This is a genomic window from Proteus sp. G4415 (genome assembly GCF_963896075.1).
GTDB classification, from domain to species: Bacteria; Pseudomonadota; Gammaproteobacteria; order Enterobacterales; family Enterobacteriaceae; genus Proteus; species Proteus mirabilis.
Genome location: NZ_CAWQOK010000065.1, coordinates 22,490 through 39,355, shown reverse-complemented (window position 1 = coordinate 39,355; position 16,866 = coordinate 22,490). Strand labels below are relative to the sequence as shown.

The 16,866-nt window shown below is 40.7% G+C and carries 21 protein-coding genes and 1 other RNA gene; 15 read left to right on the top strand and 7 right to left on the bottom strand.

All coding sequences use genetic code 11. The features are described from left to right. Positions 1-7: 7 nt before the first annotated feature. The 13 genes from AACU95_RS07415 to AACU95_RS07355 all read left to right on the top strand — a co-directional run bounded on the left by AACU95_RS07415 (position 8) and on the right by AACU95_RS07355 (position 11,576). Entirely contained in the window at positions 8-1,495 is a 1,488-nt protein-coding gene (locus AACU95_RS07415) for a DUF3383 domain-containing protein (protein WP_004250584.1), read from the top strand. Positions 1,496-1,505: 10 nt separating this feature from the next. Continuing rightward, positions 1,506-1,958, top strand: coding sequence for a phage tail fiber protein (locus AACU95_RS07410; protein ID WP_004250586.1), 453 nt, complete (start codon positions 1,506-1,508; stop codon positions 1,956-1,958). A 40-nt stretch (positions 1,959-1,998) separates the two neighbouring features. Continuing rightward, a complete protein-coding gene (locus AACU95_RS07405) occupies positions 1,999-2,457 on the top strand; it encodes a hypothetical protein (protein WP_087726613.1) in 459 nt (152 codons plus the stop codon). 149 nt (positions 2,458-2,606) lie between these two features. After that, positions 2,607-3,293 carry a DUF7424 family protein gene (locus AACU95_RS07400; RefSeq protein WP_087726612.1) on the top strand — a complete coding sequence of 229 codons (687 nt, stop codon included), beginning with the start codon at positions 2,607-2,609 and terminating at the stop codon, positions 3,291-3,293. 56 nt (positions 3,294-3,349) lie between these two features. Continuing rightward, entirely contained in the window at positions 3,350-5,710 is a 2,361-nt protein-coding gene (locus tag AACU95_RS07395) for a hypothetical protein (RefSeq protein WP_161737213.1), read from the top strand. Between the two features lies 1 nt (position 5,711). Then, positions 5,712-6,239 (top strand): phage baseplate protein, encoded by a 528-nt coding sequence (locus tag AACU95_RS07390; protein ID WP_151251063.1) that lies wholly within the window; start codon positions 5,712-5,714, stop codon positions 6,237-6,239. Next, positions 6,239-6,556 carry a phage baseplate plug family protein gene (locus AACU95_RS07385; RefSeq protein WP_020945489.1) on the top strand — a complete coding sequence of 106 codons (318 nt, stop codon included), beginning with the start codon at positions 6,239-6,241 and terminating at the stop codon, positions 6,554-6,556. Before AACU95_RS07390 ends, AACU95_RS07385 begins: the two co-directional genes overlap by 1 nt. Further along, a complete protein-coding gene (locus AACU95_RS07380) occupies positions 6,522-7,337 on the top strand; it encodes a baseplate hub protein (RefSeq protein WP_036937853.1) in 816 nt (271 codons plus the stop codon). The genes AACU95_RS07385 and AACU95_RS07380 overlap by 35 nt, the downstream gene beginning before the upstream one ends. A gap of 2 nt (positions 7,338-7,339) precedes the next feature. Next, the gene (locus AACU95_RS07375) at positions 7,340-8,032 is read left to right on the top strand and encodes a Gp138 family membrane-puncturing spike protein (RefSeq protein WP_036895343.1); all 693 of its coding nucleotides are present in this window, start codon (positions 7,340-7,342) and stop codon (positions 8,030-8,032) included. After that, a complete protein-coding gene (locus AACU95_RS07370; protein ID WP_004250600.1) occupies positions 8,029-8,373 on the top strand; it encodes a hypothetical protein in 345 nt (114 codons plus the stop codon). Before AACU95_RS07375 ends, AACU95_RS07370 begins: the two co-directional genes overlap by 4 nt. Beyond that, entirely contained in the window at positions 8,366-9,553 is a 1,188-nt protein-coding gene (locus tag AACU95_RS07365; RefSeq protein WP_004250602.1) for a baseplate J/gp47 family protein, read from the top strand. The genes AACU95_RS07370 and AACU95_RS07365 overlap by 8 nt, the downstream gene beginning before the upstream one ends. Further along, positions 9,550-10,206, top strand: a complete 657-nt coding sequence (locus AACU95_RS07360; RefSeq protein WP_161737212.1) for a DUF2612 domain-containing protein — start codon at positions 9,550-9,552, stop codon at positions 10,204-10,206. Before AACU95_RS07365 ends, AACU95_RS07360 begins: the two co-directional genes overlap by 4 nt. Positions 10,207-10,211: 5 nt before the next feature. Further along, a complete protein-coding gene (locus AACU95_RS07355) occupies positions 10,212-11,576 on the top strand; it encodes a hypothetical protein (protein WP_237612033.1) in 1,365 nt (454 codons plus the stop codon). A 44-nt stretch (positions 11,577-11,620) separates the two neighbouring features. Here the strand turns inward: AACU95_RS07355 and AACU95_RS07350 are convergent, their stop codons facing one another. The 5 genes from AACU95_RS07350 to smpB form a co-directional block, all read right to left on the bottom strand. Further along, the gene (locus AACU95_RS07350) at positions 11,621-11,719 is read right to left on the bottom strand and encodes an SHOCT domain-containing protein (RefSeq protein WP_232467372.1); all 99 of its coding nucleotides are present in this window, start codon (positions 11,717-11,719) and stop codon (positions 11,621-11,623) included. 50 nt (positions 11,720-11,769) lie between these two features. After that, positions 11,770-12,045 (bottom strand): hypothetical protein, encoded by a 276-nt coding sequence (locus AACU95_RS07345; RefSeq protein WP_161737211.1) that lies wholly within the window; start codon positions 12,043-12,045, stop codon positions 11,770-11,772. A 279-nt stretch (positions 12,046-12,324) separates the two neighbouring features. Beyond that, complete coding sequence (locus AACU95_RS07340; protein ID WP_141192185.1) at positions 12,325-12,555, bottom strand: hypothetical protein; 231 nt, start codon at positions 12,553-12,555, stop codon at positions 12,325-12,327. A gap of 183 nt (positions 12,556-12,738) precedes the next feature. Further along, positions 12,739-13,105: a transfer-messenger RNA gene (gene ssrA, locus AACU95_RS07335) on the bottom strand. Positions 13,106-13,164: 59 nt separating this feature from the next. Then, positions 13,165-13,647: an SsrA-binding protein SmpB gene (gene smpB, locus AACU95_RS07330; RefSeq protein ID WP_004243915.1), complete on the bottom strand. Its 483-nt coding sequence runs from the start codon at positions 13,645-13,647 to the stop codon at positions 13,165-13,167. A gap of 156 nt (positions 13,648-13,803) precedes the next feature. On the opposite strand from smpB, the gene AACU95_RS07325 reads away from it, so the two are divergent. Beyond that, on the top strand, positions 13,804-14,238 hold the full coding sequence (locus tag AACU95_RS07325; RefSeq protein WP_004243914.1) for a type II toxin-antitoxin system RatA family toxin: 435 nt from the start codon (positions 13,804-13,806) through the stop codon (positions 14,236-14,238). Then, positions 14,231-14,524, top strand: a complete 294-nt coding sequence (locus AACU95_RS07320; RefSeq protein WP_004243913.1) for an RnfH family protein — start codon at positions 14,231-14,233, stop codon at positions 14,522-14,524. Before AACU95_RS07325 ends, AACU95_RS07320 begins: the two co-directional genes overlap by 8 nt. A gap of 132 nt (positions 14,525-14,656) precedes the next feature. Here the strand turns inward: AACU95_RS07320 and bamE are convergent, their stop codons facing one another. Continuing rightward, positions 14,657-15,019 carry an outer membrane protein assembly factor BamE gene (gene bamE, locus AACU95_RS07315; RefSeq protein ID WP_004243912.1) on the bottom strand — a complete coding sequence of 121 codons (363 nt, stop codon included), beginning with the start codon at positions 15,017-15,019 and terminating at the stop codon, positions 14,657-14,659. 113 nt (positions 15,020-15,132) lie between these two features. Beyond that, positions 15,133-16,794: a DNA repair protein RecN gene (gene recN / locus AACU95_RS07310; protein WP_004248462.1), complete on the bottom strand. Its 1,662-nt coding sequence runs from the start codon at positions 16,792-16,794 to the stop codon at positions 15,133-15,135. Positions 16,795-16,866: the final 72 nt, after the last annotated feature.

Sequence of the window (16,866 nt, the reverse complement as noted above, 5' to 3'; positions counted from 1 at the left end):
GAACGTTATGTCTATCAAACAAACTCGCTATGTCGATATCGCGAGTGCGGTGATTGGCGCGTCTGCTGTACCGATGCGTAAGCTCACGGCTCGTGTTTTTTCAACAAACCCTAAAATTCCTGCTGGTAAAGTGCTTGAGTTTGCCAGTGGCCAAGTGGATGACTTATTGGGTACTGACTCCCCCGAGGCGCATTTTGCGCGTCAGTATTTCAGCTATGTCAGTCCAGCACCGGCAAGTAAGCCGAAAGAACTGCAAATTGCCTCTTATGAGCCTGTTGGTCGAGCGCCTACCTTGTTTGGCGAAAAGACAGGCGATTTAGCTGATTTAAAATTGATTAATGAGGGTGAACTCAATATCACTATCGGCAAGGTGACTAAAACAATCACTGGGATTGATCTCTCTGAAAGTACGTCATACGCGGATGTTGCAACAGCTGTGCAAGCGAAATTAAATGCAGAAAGCGAGCCTCAATTTGCTAGTGCTTACGTCACATTTAATTCACTGGATAGTGCCTTTGTCATTAGCGGTGGTGTACAAGAGCGTGCAGATATTAGTGTGCGTCAATCGGTACTTGCTGATGCAATGAATATTAGCCACGGTACATCATCAGCCGGTAATCCAGCGCAAACCCCGTTACAAGCCTTTATTGCTTCTGAGGCTGTTTCTGACTCTTTTGGTAGTGCAACGTTTTTAACGGAACTCTCATTAGAGCATGCCGTAGAGCTGGCGCAGTACGTGGCAGGCGAAAACGTGAAGTATCAATTGCACTTGTCTGTGACCAATCAAAATGCAGAAGATTTTAGCGGGGCGTTGGTGGGTACAGCTTCAACGGGCTTAAACCTAAAAACAGCAGATAACTTCTTTGTTCAAGCGTTACCTATGGCCATTATGTCCGCCACGGATTATGACCGCACCAATGCGACAACAAACTATATGTATCGTCAATTTGGTGTCACGTTCCCATCGCAAATCACGACCGATATCGATGCGGATCGCTTAGATAAACTACGGGTGAACTATTACGGAGAAACGGCGGTATCGGGTTCACATATCAGTTTCTATCAACGTGGCTTCTTATGTGGTGGGGTTGCTAACCCATTAGATATGAGTGTCCATGCTAATGAGCAATGGTTAAAAGCCTACATCGCGCAACAGTGGTTTAGTTTACTTATGGCCACACGCGGAGTACCCGCCAATAAAGACGGTGAAGCACGGGCGATGATGGTGATTGCAGGGGCGGTGACCAAGGCGATTAATAACGGCACGATCCTAGCGGGAAAAACCTTAACCGATGTGCAAAAAATTGCAGTGACAGACGCTTCTGGTGATGATTTAGCGTGGCACGATGTACAAAACAAAGGCTATTGGTACAACGCTCAAATTGTCGAAAACACAGGTCCATCTGATTTACCCGAGTACGTGATGAAATACGTATTGATTTACGGTAAGGGCGACTGGGTTCGTAAAGTCGAAGGCTCTCACAACTTAGTGTAAGGAACACAATATGCATGATGTATCAGCAACTGGCTTGAGTATTGTTATTCAGGCTCATAAAACCTTTCCCGCCGGTATTCAAATTACCGCCTTCGCAGATGATGCCGATCCGTTAGATTTGCCTGCCGTGGACATTGCGCAAACAGGAATGGATATCAACGGTAATTTGGTGACATGGTCAACACCAACACCTCAAACGGTCACCATTAACGTGTTAGCCGGTAGTGAAGAAGATGAAAACCTCGCTATCTTACTGGAATCGAACACTGCACGACGTGGACAACGGCATGCAGGGGATATTATCACCATGGTCGCTTCGTATGGTGATGGTTCAACAACCACGGCACGCAACGGGAAAATTACCAATGGTAGTCGTGGTAGCTCTGTTGCCAGTGCAGGACGACACAAATCCAAAGCGTATACCTTCGTATTTCAAGACTTCGATCGCACTCGCGCACGTTAATTCTAGGCGGTTATTCCGCCTTTTTTTATGGATATTAATCATGTTAATTAAACCGAAAGAAATTACGATCACCGATGCTGATCGTGAAGAGCACACTTTTATTATTAGCCGATTACCGGCAACGATTGGACGTGAAATTCTGGCAAAATACCCTTTATCCAATACACCTAAAATTGGCGACTATGAAGTCAGCAAAGAAGCCATGTTAAAGATGATGGCGTATGTTGCAGTGGAAAAAGAGGGACAAGAGATTTATCTGAAGACCAGCACATTAATTGATAATCATGTGCCCGATGGTGAAGCCCTTATTCGTCTAGAACTGGAAATGTTGAAGTATAACACCAGTTTTTTCGGCAAAGACGGGAGCCAAGGTTTCCTCCAATTCCTGCTCAACAAAATCACCGGTTCACTCCCGTCGATTATAAAAACGCTGATGGCTTCTTTGCCGTCATCATCTCAGCCGGTTTCGCCACGCTCACCGAACTCAAAACGTCAATAGATTTAGAAGAGGCGTTTGATTTGTGGGAGATCGCCATTACCAATCGTTATAACGAAGCGCTGGCTTCATCATAAAGCTAATAGTGGTATATTTATATCTAAATATGATATGGTTTAATAAATGATTAACATTACTAATGGTTAGTATTTATGAAAAAATTTCTGATTATCGCTCTGTCTGCAATGCTTTTATCTGGTTGCAAAGTAGATATGAGTACTAAAATTAATACTGATGATTTACTCTCAGATCAGCATAAATTAATTAGTGGAAATTTATCTATTGAAGTTCCTTCTTGCAATGATTTTGAGGACTCAAGAAAAGATTCCCAAATGCTGGTGGATTTAAAGGAAAAAATACCAACAGTATTTAGAAATGCTGAATTTAAAGAATGTTATAAGCAAAAATTTAATTCATTTGCCAACTTCGAAATCCCTATTGGAATAGGTTCATTTAGAGGGGAATATAAATCTGTCGATACTGATATTTATATAGTCTCAACAGACGATGTATATGTCGGAGCTATTATGGGTAAGGATGTTATATCACGAATGAATTCTTTGAAAAAAGAAATGCCCACAGATTTAAATATCGAACTGACATTAAATATAGAAAAAGGTAAACAGCCGATTCCTAATGTTGCATTATTAGGCTCTTATATGACGGGTGTTGAGAGTAAAAATTCACCAATCCTAATAAGTAAGATTGCCATAGAGTCTAAGAGTATTAAGGTTAAATTGTCAGATGTGTCTAATTCTTTATTAACATCAGGTAAAGTTACACCAGTCCTAGTGAGTAGTGGTTTCTTAAAGATGATACTCGCTAATCTTGAAAAATAGAATAATTAGTATTGATAACAAGCCCCTCATTGAGGGGCTTTTTTTATGGTGATTTTATGGCTTTATTAGATACATTTGTTCATGTTTTTCAGTTCGATACCCAGCAGGCTGATAGTGCATTTGACCGAGTACAGCGTTCAACGGATGACATTATTGACGGGATGAAAAGAGCGCAACAATCGGCAACGATGGGCGCTGATGGGTTTACTCAATTTATTCAAAATCTATCCGCACAATTGACAGAGTTATCATCAAACTCAGTCGATATTCATGTTAATAGTGACACATACGGAGTTGCCGATAACCTGATTGCGGAGATAGATCGCATTAAAGAAAGTGCGATGGACAATTCGCAATCGGTGAATGACTTTATTCAAAGCGTGATTGCCAGTATTGAACAGTTATCAGCTGGGGAGGCGATAAATATTGAGGTTGAGGCAGGTGATACACAAGAAAAAATAGCCTCAGTCACCGCTAAAATTGATGAACTAAAGTCATCAATGAACTTGCTTGATATCCAACGTAACGAACTGTCACAAGGCGTAAATGAAAGCCGTGTTTCATCTGAAACGCTCAATGCCCAATATCAACAGATGCAAGAAGCGTTATCCCTTCTCAATGATGAATTAAATTCACTCAACGAAAAAGAAAAACAAGAAAAAGAAAATAAGTTACTTTTGTCAGCCGTTATGAAGGCATTACAGGGGGATTATAAAGAACTTATTAAACTTGTGGATGAAGCTCGCAAAAAAGGAATTGAAACGGGAAATAGTGAAGTTGATACACAGAAGAGAGTTCAGGATGAATTAGATAAAACTAATAAAAAATATCAGGAAGTGGGTAACTCTGTTACAGGGTTTGTAAAAAAAGCATTAGGTGCTGTTGGTATAGTGATGAGCATTGGCAGTATTTTTGCCGAATCGGTTTCTCGTTCTCAAGAAATTGAAACGCTGGATAAACTAGGTAAACAAATTGGTGTTGCGACCGCAGACGTTGATGCATTTTCTGGTGCAATCGCTGAGTTAGGCGGTTCTAGAGAGTCCGCACAAGCCGATTTATCCGCGATGGCAAAATCGTTCGGCAATACGAAAGACTCAATGGAAAAAGTACTTCAAACCGCGGATAAAGTTCAAGGCATGAGCTTTGATAAAGCAAAGAAAACACTGGAAGGCATGGGGGTATCGGACGAAAAAACCATTGAGTTAATGATGAAAGGGCGCAAAGAACTAGAGCGCACAATGGGTATTCAAAAAGAGTATTCAGGCATTAGCAAGGAGAGTATTGAAAGCTCAATTAAATTTAATAGTGTTATGGCAAAATTTCAACAATCATCAGGGTTGTTGAAGAATAGTTTTTTAGAAATGGTGATCCCCGCTTTATCTAAAGGATTAGAGTGGTTAACAAAATTAATTTCTTTTTGTAAGGAAAACAAGCACCTTGTTGTCGGTTTTTTTACTGCTATATCCACAATTTTGTTAGGCAAATACATCTATGCCATGAAGTTGGCCAGTATTAGTACATGGGCAACATTCTTACCTATTATCGCCATTATTGCCGTTATTGCGCTTTTAGCCGCCGCCTTCGCGCTCGTATATGACGACATCATGAACTTCATTGAAGGGAATGATTCGATGATTGGGCGAATTTTTGAAAAATACCCAATGGTGAAGACGGTCATTCTCGCATTATGGGAAGCATGGAAAGCTTATTTTGAATATCTAAAAGCGGTCGTGAAAGTTGTGACAGATATTGTTGTCGCCGGTTGGGATCTAATGGCATCAGGCTTAAAAGCTTATGTTAAGTATTTGCTGAGTTGTATTTCAGTCATTGCGGGTTGGGGTAAATCCTTTGCAGGTGTATTTAATACAGTCAGTGATGCCGTTGTGAGCGCGTTTGAATGGATGTGGGAGCAAGTCGAAAAAATTATTGGTTGGGTAAATACAGGACTTAATGCGGTTAAAAATGGTTGGAAATCCGCCAAAGAGTTTTTTGGTTTTGGTGGTGATGAAGCTGAAATTAAAATTACCTCTGATGATGCGAGTAATTATTTAAGCGCCTTATCGGCAAAACGTAATCAGGTAGCAAGTGCAGGAATAGATACATCAGAAATTGATAAGGAAATTATTGAACTCAAGAAGCAATTAGACAATGGACTAGACGCATCAAAAATTATAGCGGATGTTGAGGAGGCGAATAAACGTTTAATGATGGCAAGCCATGATGCAATGAATCCTATTACCAGCCAAGCCATCAGTAATCAATCCAATGTGAAGAATGAAAGTAACGTAAGTATTGGAGAAATTAAGGTTGAAACTCAAGCAACCGATGCACAAGGTGTCGCAAGTGGACTTAGCAATGCGTTACAAGATGAAATAGCTAATGTCAATCAACAACATTCTAGTGGATTGGGAGGTTAAATTGCTTACAGAAGTCAAAATCTTTGATTTAGAATCGTTTTCTACGCTATTTGATAGTGTGAGTCCTATTCAAGTCAATATTAGAGATGAGCATAAGGCCACTCAATTTCAAGTTGAAAGCGGTGAAACTCGCAGTGACCATGTGATTATTAACCCCGTTGAAATTGGTATAGATTTGCTATTAACAGGGGAGATGAAAAACATCTTCTCATCGATGCAACAAGCTTTTGATGAACACAAACTTGTTGGTATTCAAACCCGAGTAAAAACCTATCAACCGATGTTATTAACGGGTTTTAATCATGATGAAATACCCGACATGATAGATGCGATAAAACTGTCGCTAAGGTTTGTTGAGTGGCGCACCGTTGAGCCTGAATACGGAGAACTACCGCCTCGAACCACACAAAAGCCAACGCAGTCATCAACAGTAAATCGGGGAAATGTGCAAACAAAAGACGCCGATACTGAGACCAAGAAAAAAGGTTCGGTTGCAACACGTATCGCAGATGGGGATTGGAGCTTCTAATGAAAGTCATACCCTTAAAAGCTATTCCAAACCAACGCTTATCCGTCAATTTGGAAGGTGTTAATTGGACGTTGACAATAAAAGCCGGTCGTCATGCGATGTATCTCGATATTGAACGAGAAAGTGAGGTTATTGCCGTCGGCATGCGTGCGGTGGCAAACACACCTATCATTCCTTATCGCTATCTGACTGATGGTACAAATTTAGCGTTTATAACAGAAAATGATGATCTGCCCTGGTATGAATCATTTGATAGAACCCAATCATTAATTATTTGGAGTGATGATGGACTTACGACGAATACGGGTGGGGATTGAAGTCGCAGAACGACTGCAGTGGTATGAAGGATTGCGGATTAAAGCTAACGGCACCAAGTACGCAAACCCTTTACAAAATGAATGCACAGTTAGCATTGATGGATTGAACGCCCACACTCGAGATTATCTTCTCACTGAAACTAGCCCTTATCATAAAAGCAAACAAACTCGCCGTCTTTACCTTGAAGTAGGACGCGTCAATACCGGATTATTTCGTATCTTTACCGGTGATATTGTCAGTGCAGAAATTGCCTCACCTCCTGATGTTACGTTAACCATTAAAGCCAAAACTAATAATGCCAGTTCAGGTGATATTGTTTCTTCCAGTGGTGGCGCCATGCAGAAAATGAGCGAGATCGCTTCATCAGTAGCTAAGGATTGCAAGGTTAGATTGGACTTTCAAGCCACCGATAAGAATATTGCCAATTGGTATTTTTGCGGTTCAGCGTTACAGCAAGTACAACGACTGCAGGAAGCAGGAAACGTTAAAGCCTTTATTGATGATGATACGTTGTTTGTCAAAGATGATAACCAAGCCTTAAAAGGTCGTCTGCGCATTCTTAGCATGAAATCAGGCATGGTGGGTATACCGAAAGCCACCGAAAAAGGGTTGTCTGTTACCTACTTAATTGATGGCGCTTCAGAACTAGGGGGAATGCTACGACTTGAGAGTAAATTCAATTCCGCACTTAATGGTGACTACATCATTGAACAACTGAAATTCGATGTTGCTTCACATGATGATCCTTTCTTTTATCAGGCTACCTGTAAACGAGCATAACCATGAATAAACCCAATACTGATATTGCCAGTGATGGTTCGCTGGCAGGTGCGCTATCGTCTGCATTTCGTAACTTGATGATGAATACTGAAGATATGCTCCCTGCAACGGTAGTGAGTTATGACGATAAAACCAATCGTGCTGTTATCAAACCACTGGTGATGATGGTAACAACGGAAGGGGGAACAGTCGGACGTGCGCCATTGGCCAACATTCCCGTTTTTAGATTTGGGGGAGGCGGTTTCTTTATTCGCGCACCCATTAAGCCGGGTGATTTCGGTTGGATAAAAGCCAATGACAGAGACATTAGCCTGATATTCCAGCGTGGAGGATTGGAGGATCAACCTAATACCGCACGCCTCCATTCATTCAGTGATGCGATGTTTTTCCCTGACACCATCAAAGGTTGGGTCATTGATGGAAAAAACATTGATGCTTTGGTGATCCAATCAATGGATGGCTCAGTCTGTTTCTCGCTACATAGCGATAAAGTGGTGCTAGAAACCCCTAAGTATGAAATCAACGCCCCTGAAACGATATTTACTGGCAATGTCACGGTAAATGGTAATTACGCTGTAAATGGTAATAGTGACTCTAACGGTGGCACGATGAAACACAATGGAAAAGATATCGGTTCTACGCATCAACACAGTGGTGTTGAAACCGGTCATGGAAATACAGGAGCGCCTCTATGAGAACATTTTCAATCGATAAAAATAATGATCTCTTTATCGGCCCTGATGGAAACCTCCAATTCAGCGAAAAAGACGATGCGGTTAAAAACCTTTGTCAGCATTTTGCCAAGGCTGTGCGTGGTGAAATGTTACATAAAAAAGATAAAGGTATTCCGTTCTGGCCAACAACCTTTGGTCGCCAAGCTGATATCCCGATGTTTGAAACGGCATTTAGACAACGTATGAGCGAAATTGAAGAGGTGGTTGAAGTGACGCATTTTAGCGCCACAGTGGAAAACGGTGAATTGAAGTATCAAGCAACAATTCGCACGATATACGGAGGGTTTACACTGAATGGCTGATTATCGTTATATCAATAATAAAGGCGTTATTCTTCCCGACACGGCCACAATACGTGATGAAGTCGAAAGCGAGTTTCGTGCGGTGTTTGGTCAATCGATTAACCTTGCCCCTGAAACACCGCAAGGGGCATTAGCGACGATGGAAGTTGAAAACCGTGATGCAATGGTGAGAAACAATGCCGAGTTAGCAAATCAAATCAATCCCGATATTGCGGGTGGTGTTTTTCTTGATGCAATATGGGCGCTAATGGGTGGCCAACGCATTAATGCCACTCACTCTTATCTTTCCAGCGTTGAATTTAGTGGCGTACCTGGCACCATTATTCCTAAAGGCTCATTAGCGTCTAGTGTTGCCGGTGCCATGTTCGAAACAGTTTCACCCTTGATTATTGATAATACCGGCAAAGCAACAGGGGATATGAGGGCGGTTGAATATGGTCCTGTTGAATGCGGGGCCGGCCAACTTAATTCTGTGGCTAGCTCAGTATTAGGTTGGGAGAAAGTCAATAATCCCACTCATGCGGTTGTTGGCCGTTATGCTGAATCTGATATCAAAGCAAGGCGACGACGTAAGCAAACTTTGGCTAAAAATACCGTCAGTGTTGCAGAAGCGATCACCTCTTCACTGTATGAATTAGAGGGCGTTAATTCACTGTCTTTTCGAGAGAACTACACCGATGCGGTGCTCACTATTGATGGAATTTCTCTATTGCCTCACAGCATTTACGTTTGTGTTGAAGGGGGCGATAGTAACGAAATTGCTAAATCATTGCTGAGAACCAAAACCATTGGTTCGGCGTTTAATGGCGAGATTGAAATCGGTGTTGTAGAGCCAGTGAGTGGACAAGAATATAAAGTGAAATTTTCACGCCCTAAAGAGATCACCGTTTTTTGTCGAGTGACAGTGAAAAAATCAGCCGTTGATGCGCAAACTATTATCCCCAGTGCCATAGAACAATGGACGCGTGGAGAGTTGGACGGCGATAACGGTTTGATTGTTGGACGTGAAGTATCGCCTTTTGAGATAGCGTCTGCAGTGAATACTGTTGAACCTCGTCTGTTCGTGACTAAAGTTGAATTGTCACTGGATGGGAAAGTGTGGAATGTTGCATTAATTCCGATTGCCATTAATCAAATCGCACGCTTGCAACGGGGTGCTGTGCAAGTGGTGATTGTATGAACGTTCAACAATTTGAGTTCCATTCAGACCTATTAAAAGCGATCCTCTGGCAGTATGAAGATGCAGAGAATTTAAAGAAACTCGCCAGTTTTAAAGCCTCTCATTTTGAAAAGTCGATGGTGTCATTTTGGCAAAACTGGTACCGAGATGTGTTTAATATCGATACGGCGAATGACTTTGGGTTGTCGATTTGGTCACGCATTCTGGATGTACCCTTAGGTATTGATATTCCACCGAGCGATAAAAATAAAGTTGGGTTTGGTTTTGGCAAAAAGAAAGCCAATTTTAAATCTAACTTCCGACGTAATGCGGATTACACCTTGTCACTGACTGTTGATCAAAAACGCATGTTAGTACGAATGCGCTATTTTAATCTGACACAAAGTCCTACGGTCACCAATATTAATGAATTTTTAAAACGTTTCTTTTGGCGTGATGACAGCAAAGTTTTTGTCCTTGACCCGCTAGATATGACTTATATGTATTACGTCTTTAACTTTAACCCTGACGAACGTCTACGGGTTCTTCTCGAAAACTTTGACTTAATGCCACGCCCTTCGGGTGTTGGCGTCAAATATCGCATTGTGACCCAAAAAGCCTTTGGTGTTGGTCAACATCGTAAAAACTTCTTAGGCAGTAACTTCGGAGCATAATTCCTATGACAACTATTTTTAAAACCCCCTTTGCAACACAAGGGGATAAGGCTTCTATACCCGTAGAAATCCAACCAGACGGCTCAGTGTCTTATACACAAGGTTATGGTTACGACTATGAGCGTGACCAAGTCACAGATCCTGCTGCGAAAGATATTGAACGTGAAAAAATGAACGGGATATTTCACGATATCACGGAAGCGATTGGCGAAATTCAGCGATTTGGTTTTCCAAAATGGGATGAAGCCGGTAAGCCGTATGCGATACGCACTATTGTGTATCATAAAAATAAAGTCTGGCAGTCTAAAGTTGAGAATAACAATATTGAGCCGGTTGCCGGTAATGCTTGGGCAGAGTTAAAAGCTGATATCACCGCGAATGAAGTGGGTGCTTATAACAAAGCCGAGGCTGATAAACGTTTTCAACCATTAGGTAATTACACACCATCTGGTTATAGTTACTCAAAGGCAGAAACCGACACCAAATATCAGCCAAAGGGTAATTATGCGCCAGCAGGGAACTATGCCAATAAAGGGGATAGTTACACTAAAACGGAAAGTGACGGACGTTATCAAGCGAAAGGGAGTTACCAGCCATCAGGTGATTATGCGACTAACTCAGCGCTCAATAGTGGACTGAATAATAAATTTGATAAAGGTAATGTAACTCAAAGTACGGGAACGTCAACGGTTCATGTGATGAGCCAGAAAGCTTCTACAGATGCTTTTCAACCTAAGGGAAATTATCAGCCTAAAGGTAATTATGCGTTAGTGGGTGCTTCATATACGAAGACTGAGTCGGATGGCCGATATCAAGCTAAAGGAAGTTATGCAACAGCTGGAAGTAGCTACACAAAAGCGGAAAGTGACGGACGTTATCAAGGTAAGGGAAATTACCAACCAGCTGGCAATTATGCGCTAGTAGGCGCATCGTATACTAAGGCAGAGTCTGACAGTAAATACCAGCCTAAAGGAAATTATGCCCCTGCTGGGAACTATGTTCCTTCCGCACGTAAAATTAACAACAAACAATTAAGTAACGATATAAATTTAACTGCAAACGATGTGGGTGCTTTGGGAAGTAATCAAGCACTGGGTTTTGGGCAAGACTATCAAGATGTCACTTCTAGTCGTGCAATCAATACCGATTACAAGAATGATACGAATAGACCTATTATGATTTCAATTACAGGACGTTCAAATGGTACTCATCACTCTTATTTTAAAGTAAATGGCAAGGTTGCCGCAGTGGTTGGCGGAAGTGATACTATTGCCATTGATAGGAATTTTTTTGCAATTGTTAAGCCGGGTGCAACATACAGAATGGAGAGTAGTAAATTTTCATTTGTTTATTGGGGGGAATTAAAATAAACCATTAGTGCTACATATATATTAAACTCGCCCCGTTACTTAAATTATAAATTAAGTAATTTACTTTTTTGTTCTTTGAACTCTTCTTCCGTCAGTACACCACTTTCTTTTAATTTACCTAATTTTTCTAATTTAGATAACAGATCATCACCGCCACTATTATTCGAAGGTTGTGGTGATGAATTGTTTTTTTCTACATAAGATTATCTATATTTTTTGATGTCGGTACCATATTTTGATGATTGAAATGCGTTTTCAACTTCTCAAACAAATCCCTTGCCACAGCCTCCGTCATATACGTCCTCATCGGTTCCCTACGAACATTCTTCATTTCAAATGTATTCTTATCAAACCTTGGATCAGAAAAGACAATGTCCATAAACAGATAACCATAAGGGTTATCTGCAGATAAACGAGCCTCTTCTAACTGAGCAATATATTCCGCATTATTGATTTCAAGCTTAATCATGGTATCACTTATTTAACTGTGTTTTTATACAGTAACTTATATAAGGTAACGAATAGAATAGCAAGGAGAAAAGGGCAATTTTATGAGCTAAAGAAAGGGTGATTTTGAGAGATGATTTGTTGTCGTTTTACCAGAGTTTTACCAGAGTTTTACCAGTGGCAAATTCCAGACATAAAAAAACCAACCGTAAGTGGTTGGTTTTCTTAAATAAGAATGGTCGGCATGATAGGATTTGAACCTACGACCCCTGACACCCCATGACAACGAGCTATAATGATATTATTTTTTTCTTGCTAAACTTTCGCCATAAATCCGAGCTATTTCATATTTTAGTTCTTTAGCTTCAGCAAGACAGATATCTAAAGCTTTTGCCCACTTTTCTGCAGGAACGACTTCATCTAAATTATTAGAGACAGTCACCATAACTAAACATTTTCCACCACCAAGCGGACCAGCATTTAAGGCTGCATATTTCATGGTTGAATTCAATTCAATACAAGCTTTTCTCATAATCATTACCTCAAATTAAGATGGGTAATAAAAAGGCCCACCGAAGTGAGCCTTTTAAACTTTAAATGATCCGCGTGTCATTTGCGTGTCATTTATAGTTCTTTCGTTGTCAGTGTATAGTCTTAATGATTTCGCTAACTTCTTGTTTTTGAAACCGTTGTCCTATCACTGACCCACCAAATTTGGTGGAGCTGGCGGGAGTTGAACCCGCGTCCGAAATTTCTACATCCGCGGCACTACATGCTTAGTCTAGTCTTTAAATTCACTTACTTGCTGCGGACAGACACGCCACAAATAAGCTAGCTTGATTAAATTTAACGCTTCAACCCCAAGCTAGGCATCCACGCGATCTCTTTTGGGTTTGACTCCTCTTTATCCCCGTCTTAAGAGCGGAAGCTAGGGAGAGAAGGCTCTAGGCAGGTTATTAAGCTGCTAGTGCTTTATATTGATTGTCGTTTGCGACTATCTTTTTGCGGCTTTTTACGAGGCCAACCGCCCCTCGGCATGCACCTTGGGTTTCGCAAATCCCGTCGAATCCAGAATCAGCCCCAAGTTGTTGAAAGTGAGTATATCAGAAAAATACCTGCTATTGCTAGTAGTTAACGCAATTTAGCGGTTAGCATTTTTCATGATCCGTGCTTTGTCTAATTTCCACTCACGATCTTTTATGGTGTCACGCTTATCGTGATCTTTTTTACCTTTAGCTACGCCAATTTTGATTTTACACCATGCATTTTTCCAATATAAGGAAAGGGCAACCACGGTGTAACCATCACGGTTTATTTGGCCATAGAGATTAGCTAATTCACGTTGTTTTAATAACAGTTTACGCGTACGTGTCGGATCACAAACAACATGAGTAGAGGCAACGTTTAACGGTGTAATGGTGGCACCAAACAGGTATGCCTCACCATCACGCATGATTACATAGCTATCACTGATATTGGCTTTACCCGCACGCAGTGATTTAACTTCCCAGCCCTGTAACGACAGTCCCGCCTCGATTTCATCTTCAATGAAATATTCATGGCGAGCACGTTTATTGAGTGCAATAGTGGCAGAGCCGGGTTTGTGTGATTTTTTCTTTGTCATAATTTCCACATTATACTGTATGAGCAATAGAAAGAAATCATTTAAGCGTCTGTTTTCTTTTCAATTGCGTAAAACTTAAGCTATATTCCATTAGATTTTTATTTAATCACTGTTCAATGATATGATCGCACACAGTGTTGTCGTACAGGAATAACTATGCCTCAGATTAGTCGATCTGCTCTAGTTCCTTTTAGTGCAGAGCAAATGTTTAAACTAGTGAATGATGTTCTTACTTATCCTGATTTTCTACCAGGATGCGTTGGAAGTAAACTGATCAAAAGCACTCCAGAAGAAATGATTGCATCTGTTCAGGTTTCTAAAGCAGGGATCAGTAAAACATTCACTACCCATAATTTTTTAAAAACCAATGAACGTGTTGATATGCGTCTTGTGGATGGCCCTTTTCGTAAACTAACCGGAGGCTGGGTATTTACCGCATTAGATGATAATGCATGTAAGGTTGAGTTTCAGCTAGACTTTGAGTTCACCAATAAATTAATTGAGTTAGCTTTTGGCCGTATTTTTAAAGACTTAACAAATAATATGGTGCAGGCGTTTACTCAAAGAGCGAAAGAGATTTATCGTGACTAAAATATGGGTTGAGGTAGCCTACGCGTTACCAGATAAACAATATGTTATCCCTGTGGAGTTAACACTGGGGGATACTGTTGAACAAGCAATTATTGCCTCAAATATTTTAACGATTTGTAATGATATCGATTTAACTAAAAATAAAGTGGGTATCTATAGTCGACCAGCAAAATTGAGTGATAATGTGCGTGATGGCGATCGCGTTGAAATCTATCGACCGTTAATCGCTGATCCTAAAGAGATGCGCCGTAAACGCGCTGAAAAAGCACGCCAAAAAACTGAATAGTTAACATTTTCACCACGTCATAATCAAATCATTGTATCTCATTGATTGCATCGATATGTTGGTCATAAAACACACCCCATTGTTGAATTACAAATGGGGTGCAATTTCGTTTTTGCCAATCGTATAGTGAGATTAGTCTTTACTGGTTTGATTAGAAAAACTCGGCATATCACCTTGTTTGTCAATCTTAGTCAGTATGCCATTATTATCAAATGTCAGTGTCAGAGTTTCTTGACGCACTTTTTGATGGCCTGGCTGTTCACGGAAAACATAATACCAAGTTTGAGTTCCGAAAGGATCTTTCAGCATAGGTGTTCCGAGGGCAAATTGAACTTGCTGCTGTGTCATTCCTTGTTGAACTTTGGCGACTTCGGCTGGTGTTAAATAATTACCCTGATTGATATCTGGGTGATAAACCAGTCTTTCGAACATCGAGCAACCTGAAGTCATTACGACTAAAGATAAGGCGGCAACTTTTAACAGTTTAAAACGCATGGCTATTACATTCCTTTTAGGGTCATAGTGACGATGATAATCGACAATGCAGCAATTGAAAACCTTTCACGCTCTGCCTAAGACCCTAAATATCGATAAAAGTTTGTTAATCGTTAGGCTGCCAGCAGATCTTTTGCGTTAGCAAGGGTGTTTTTAGTCACTTCACTTCCTGCTAATAAGCGGGCTAACTCCTGTAAACGCTCTTTTTTAGTTAACAGCTTCATGGTGGTTTCTGTCTCTTCACCATTAGTCTCTTTATTAACAAAATAGTGTTGATGACCACAGCCTGCTACTTGCGGTAGGTGAGTAACACACATAACTTGTGTCGATTCGCCTAATTCACGTAATAACTTACCGACAATAGCTGCTGTTGGTCCACTAATACCAACATCTACTTCATCAAAAATCAGCGCGGGTGTATCCATTTTTTTTGCGGTGATCACTTGGATAGCAAGAGCGATACGTGATAGCTCACCGCCAGACGCAACTTTAGAGAGAGCTTGATGAGGTTGCCCCGGGTTGGTGGTGACATTGAACTCAACTTTTGTCGCACCATCAATTTGTAAGACATTTTCATCAAACAATGTATCTACAGTTAAATAGCCATGAGGCATTGATAATTGATGCATGCTATTGGTAATAAGCTGACTTAATTCGTGTGCATACTGTTGACGAATTTGATGAAGTTGTTTTGCCACGTCCAATGCGGCTGCATGATCAATTTTAACTTGTTCCATTAATGCATCACAGTCATCATTTTGGCGTAATAGTGCCTCTTTTTCTTCAATTAATTGTTGATGCAGTTCATATAGCTCTTCAGGGGTGACGCGATGTTTACGAGATAGACTAATATATTTGGAAATACGTTTTTCTAATTCGAATAAACGGTTAGGATCCATTTCTAAACGATCACTGTAGTGGCGTAGTTCATCACTCACTTCGCTAATTTGAATACTTGCTTCTTCCAGCATATCTAACAGTGAATTAAATTGGCTCTCCATTGTGGAAAGTTCGCTGATCTCATGTTTGGCCACATTCAGCATACTTAAAATATTTTGTTCTTCGTTATCACTTAAGATCTGCAAACTATTTTGGCTCAAGGTCAGAAATTGACCACAATTAGATAACCTTTTATACTCTTGATCTAATTCAGGGTATTCCCCCGCAACAGGTTGGAACTCGTTAAGCTCTTTTAAGTGATAATCAATCAGTTGTTGCCTTGCTTCTCTTTCTAAAGATTGTTGTTGAAAAGTCGCTAAGGTTTGGCAACTCTGATGCCAGGTTTGATAAGCCGCTTTCATCTTTTTTAATAAAGCAGGTTCATTAGCATAGATATCAAGTAAATGTTTTTGGTAGCGAGGCTCTAACAGTTGTTGATGAGCATGTTGCCCATGAATTTGGATCAGCAATGAGCCAAGCTCTCTTAGTTGAGACAAAGGGACAGAAGTACCATTAATAAAACCACGAGAGCGGCCATCTGCTGCAATGGTTCTTCTTAATAGGCATTCGTTATGATCGTCAAGATGATGTTCTTCTAACCAACGCTGGGCGGAAGGGGTATCAGAGAGTGAAAATCGTGCGCATAAATCCGCTCTAGTGGCACCAGGGCGAACCATATTAGCATCACCACGGTTTCCTAAACACAAGCCTAATGCGTCAATCGCAATAGATTTACCTGCGCCCGTTTCACCGGTAATTGTGGTCATGCCACCAGAAAAGTCGATTTCAAGTTCACGGACTATGGCAAAATGACTAATAGTTAATTGAGTCAGCATAGTGCCTCTCCTGTATAAAAACATATCTGTAATTACATACAGTATAAACTGGTTTTTTATACAGTAAAGTAG

Bases quoted from the DNA above. Each gene is read 5' to 3' on its own strand.
- AACU95_RS07415 (WP_004250584.1), top strand. From the start codon at position 8: ATGTCTATCAAACAAACTCGCTATGTCGATATCGCGAGTGCGGTGATT.
- AACU95_RS07410 (WP_004250586.1), top strand. From the start codon at position 1,506: ATGCATGATGTATCAGCAACTGGCTTGAGTATTGTTATTCAGGCTCAT.
- AACU95_RS07405 (WP_087726613.1), top strand. From the start codon at position 1,999: ATGTTAATTAAACCGAAAGAAATTACGATCACCGATGCTGATCGTGAA.
- AACU95_RS07400 (WP_087726612.1), top strand. From the start codon at position 2,607: ATGAAAAAATTTCTGATTATCGCTCTGTCTGCAATGCTTTTATCTGGT.
- AACU95_RS07395 (WP_161737213.1), top strand. From the start codon at position 3,350: ATGGCTTTATTAGATACATTTGTTCATGTTTTTCAGTTCGATACCCAG.
- AACU95_RS07385 (WP_020945489.1), top strand. From the start codon at position 6,239: ATGAAAGTCATACCCTTAAAAGCTATTCCAAACCAACGCTTATCCGTC.
- AACU95_RS07380 (WP_036937853.1), top strand. From the start codon at position 6,522: ATGATGGACTTACGACGAATACGGGTGGGGATTGAAGTCGCAGAACGA.
- AACU95_RS07375 (WP_036895343.1), top strand. From the start codon at position 7,340: ATGAATAAACCCAATACTGATATTGCCAGTGATGGTTCGCTGGCAGGT.
- AACU95_RS07370 (WP_004250600.1), top strand. From the start codon at position 8,029: ATGAGAACATTTTCAATCGATAAAAATAATGATCTCTTTATCGGCCCT.
- AACU95_RS07365 (WP_004250602.1), top strand. From the start codon at position 8,366: ATGGCTGATTATCGTTATATCAATAATAAAGGCGTTATTCTTCCCGAC.
- AACU95_RS07360 (WP_161737212.1), top strand. From the start codon at position 9,550: ATGAACGTTCAACAATTTGAGTTCCATTCAGACCTATTAAAAGCGATC.
- AACU95_RS07355 (WP_237612033.1), top strand. From the start codon at position 10,212: ATGACAACTATTTTTAAAACCCCCTTTGCAACACAAGGGGATAAGGCT.
- AACU95_RS07345 (WP_161737211.1), bottom strand. From the start codon at position 12,045: ATGATTAAGCTTGAAATCAATAATGCGGAATATATTGCTCAGTTAGAA.
- AACU95_RS07340 (WP_141192185.1), bottom strand. From the start codon at position 12,555: ATGAGAAAAGCTTGTATTGAATTGAATTCAACCATGAAATATGCAGCC.
- smpB (WP_004243915.1), bottom strand. From the start codon at position 13,647: ATGACAAAGAAAAAATCACACAAACCCGGCTCTGCCACTATTGCACTC.
- AACU95_RS07325 (WP_004243914.1), top strand. From the start codon at position 13,804: ATGCCTCAGATTAGTCGATCTGCTCTAGTTCCTTTTAGTGCAGAGCAA.
- bamE (WP_004243912.1), bottom strand. From the start codon at position 15,019: ATGCGTTTTAAACTGTTAAAAGTTGCCGCCTTATCTTTAGTCGTAATG.
- recN (WP_004248462.1), bottom strand. From the start codon at position 16,794: ATGCTGACTCAATTAACTATTAGTCATTTTGCCATAGTCCGTGAACTT.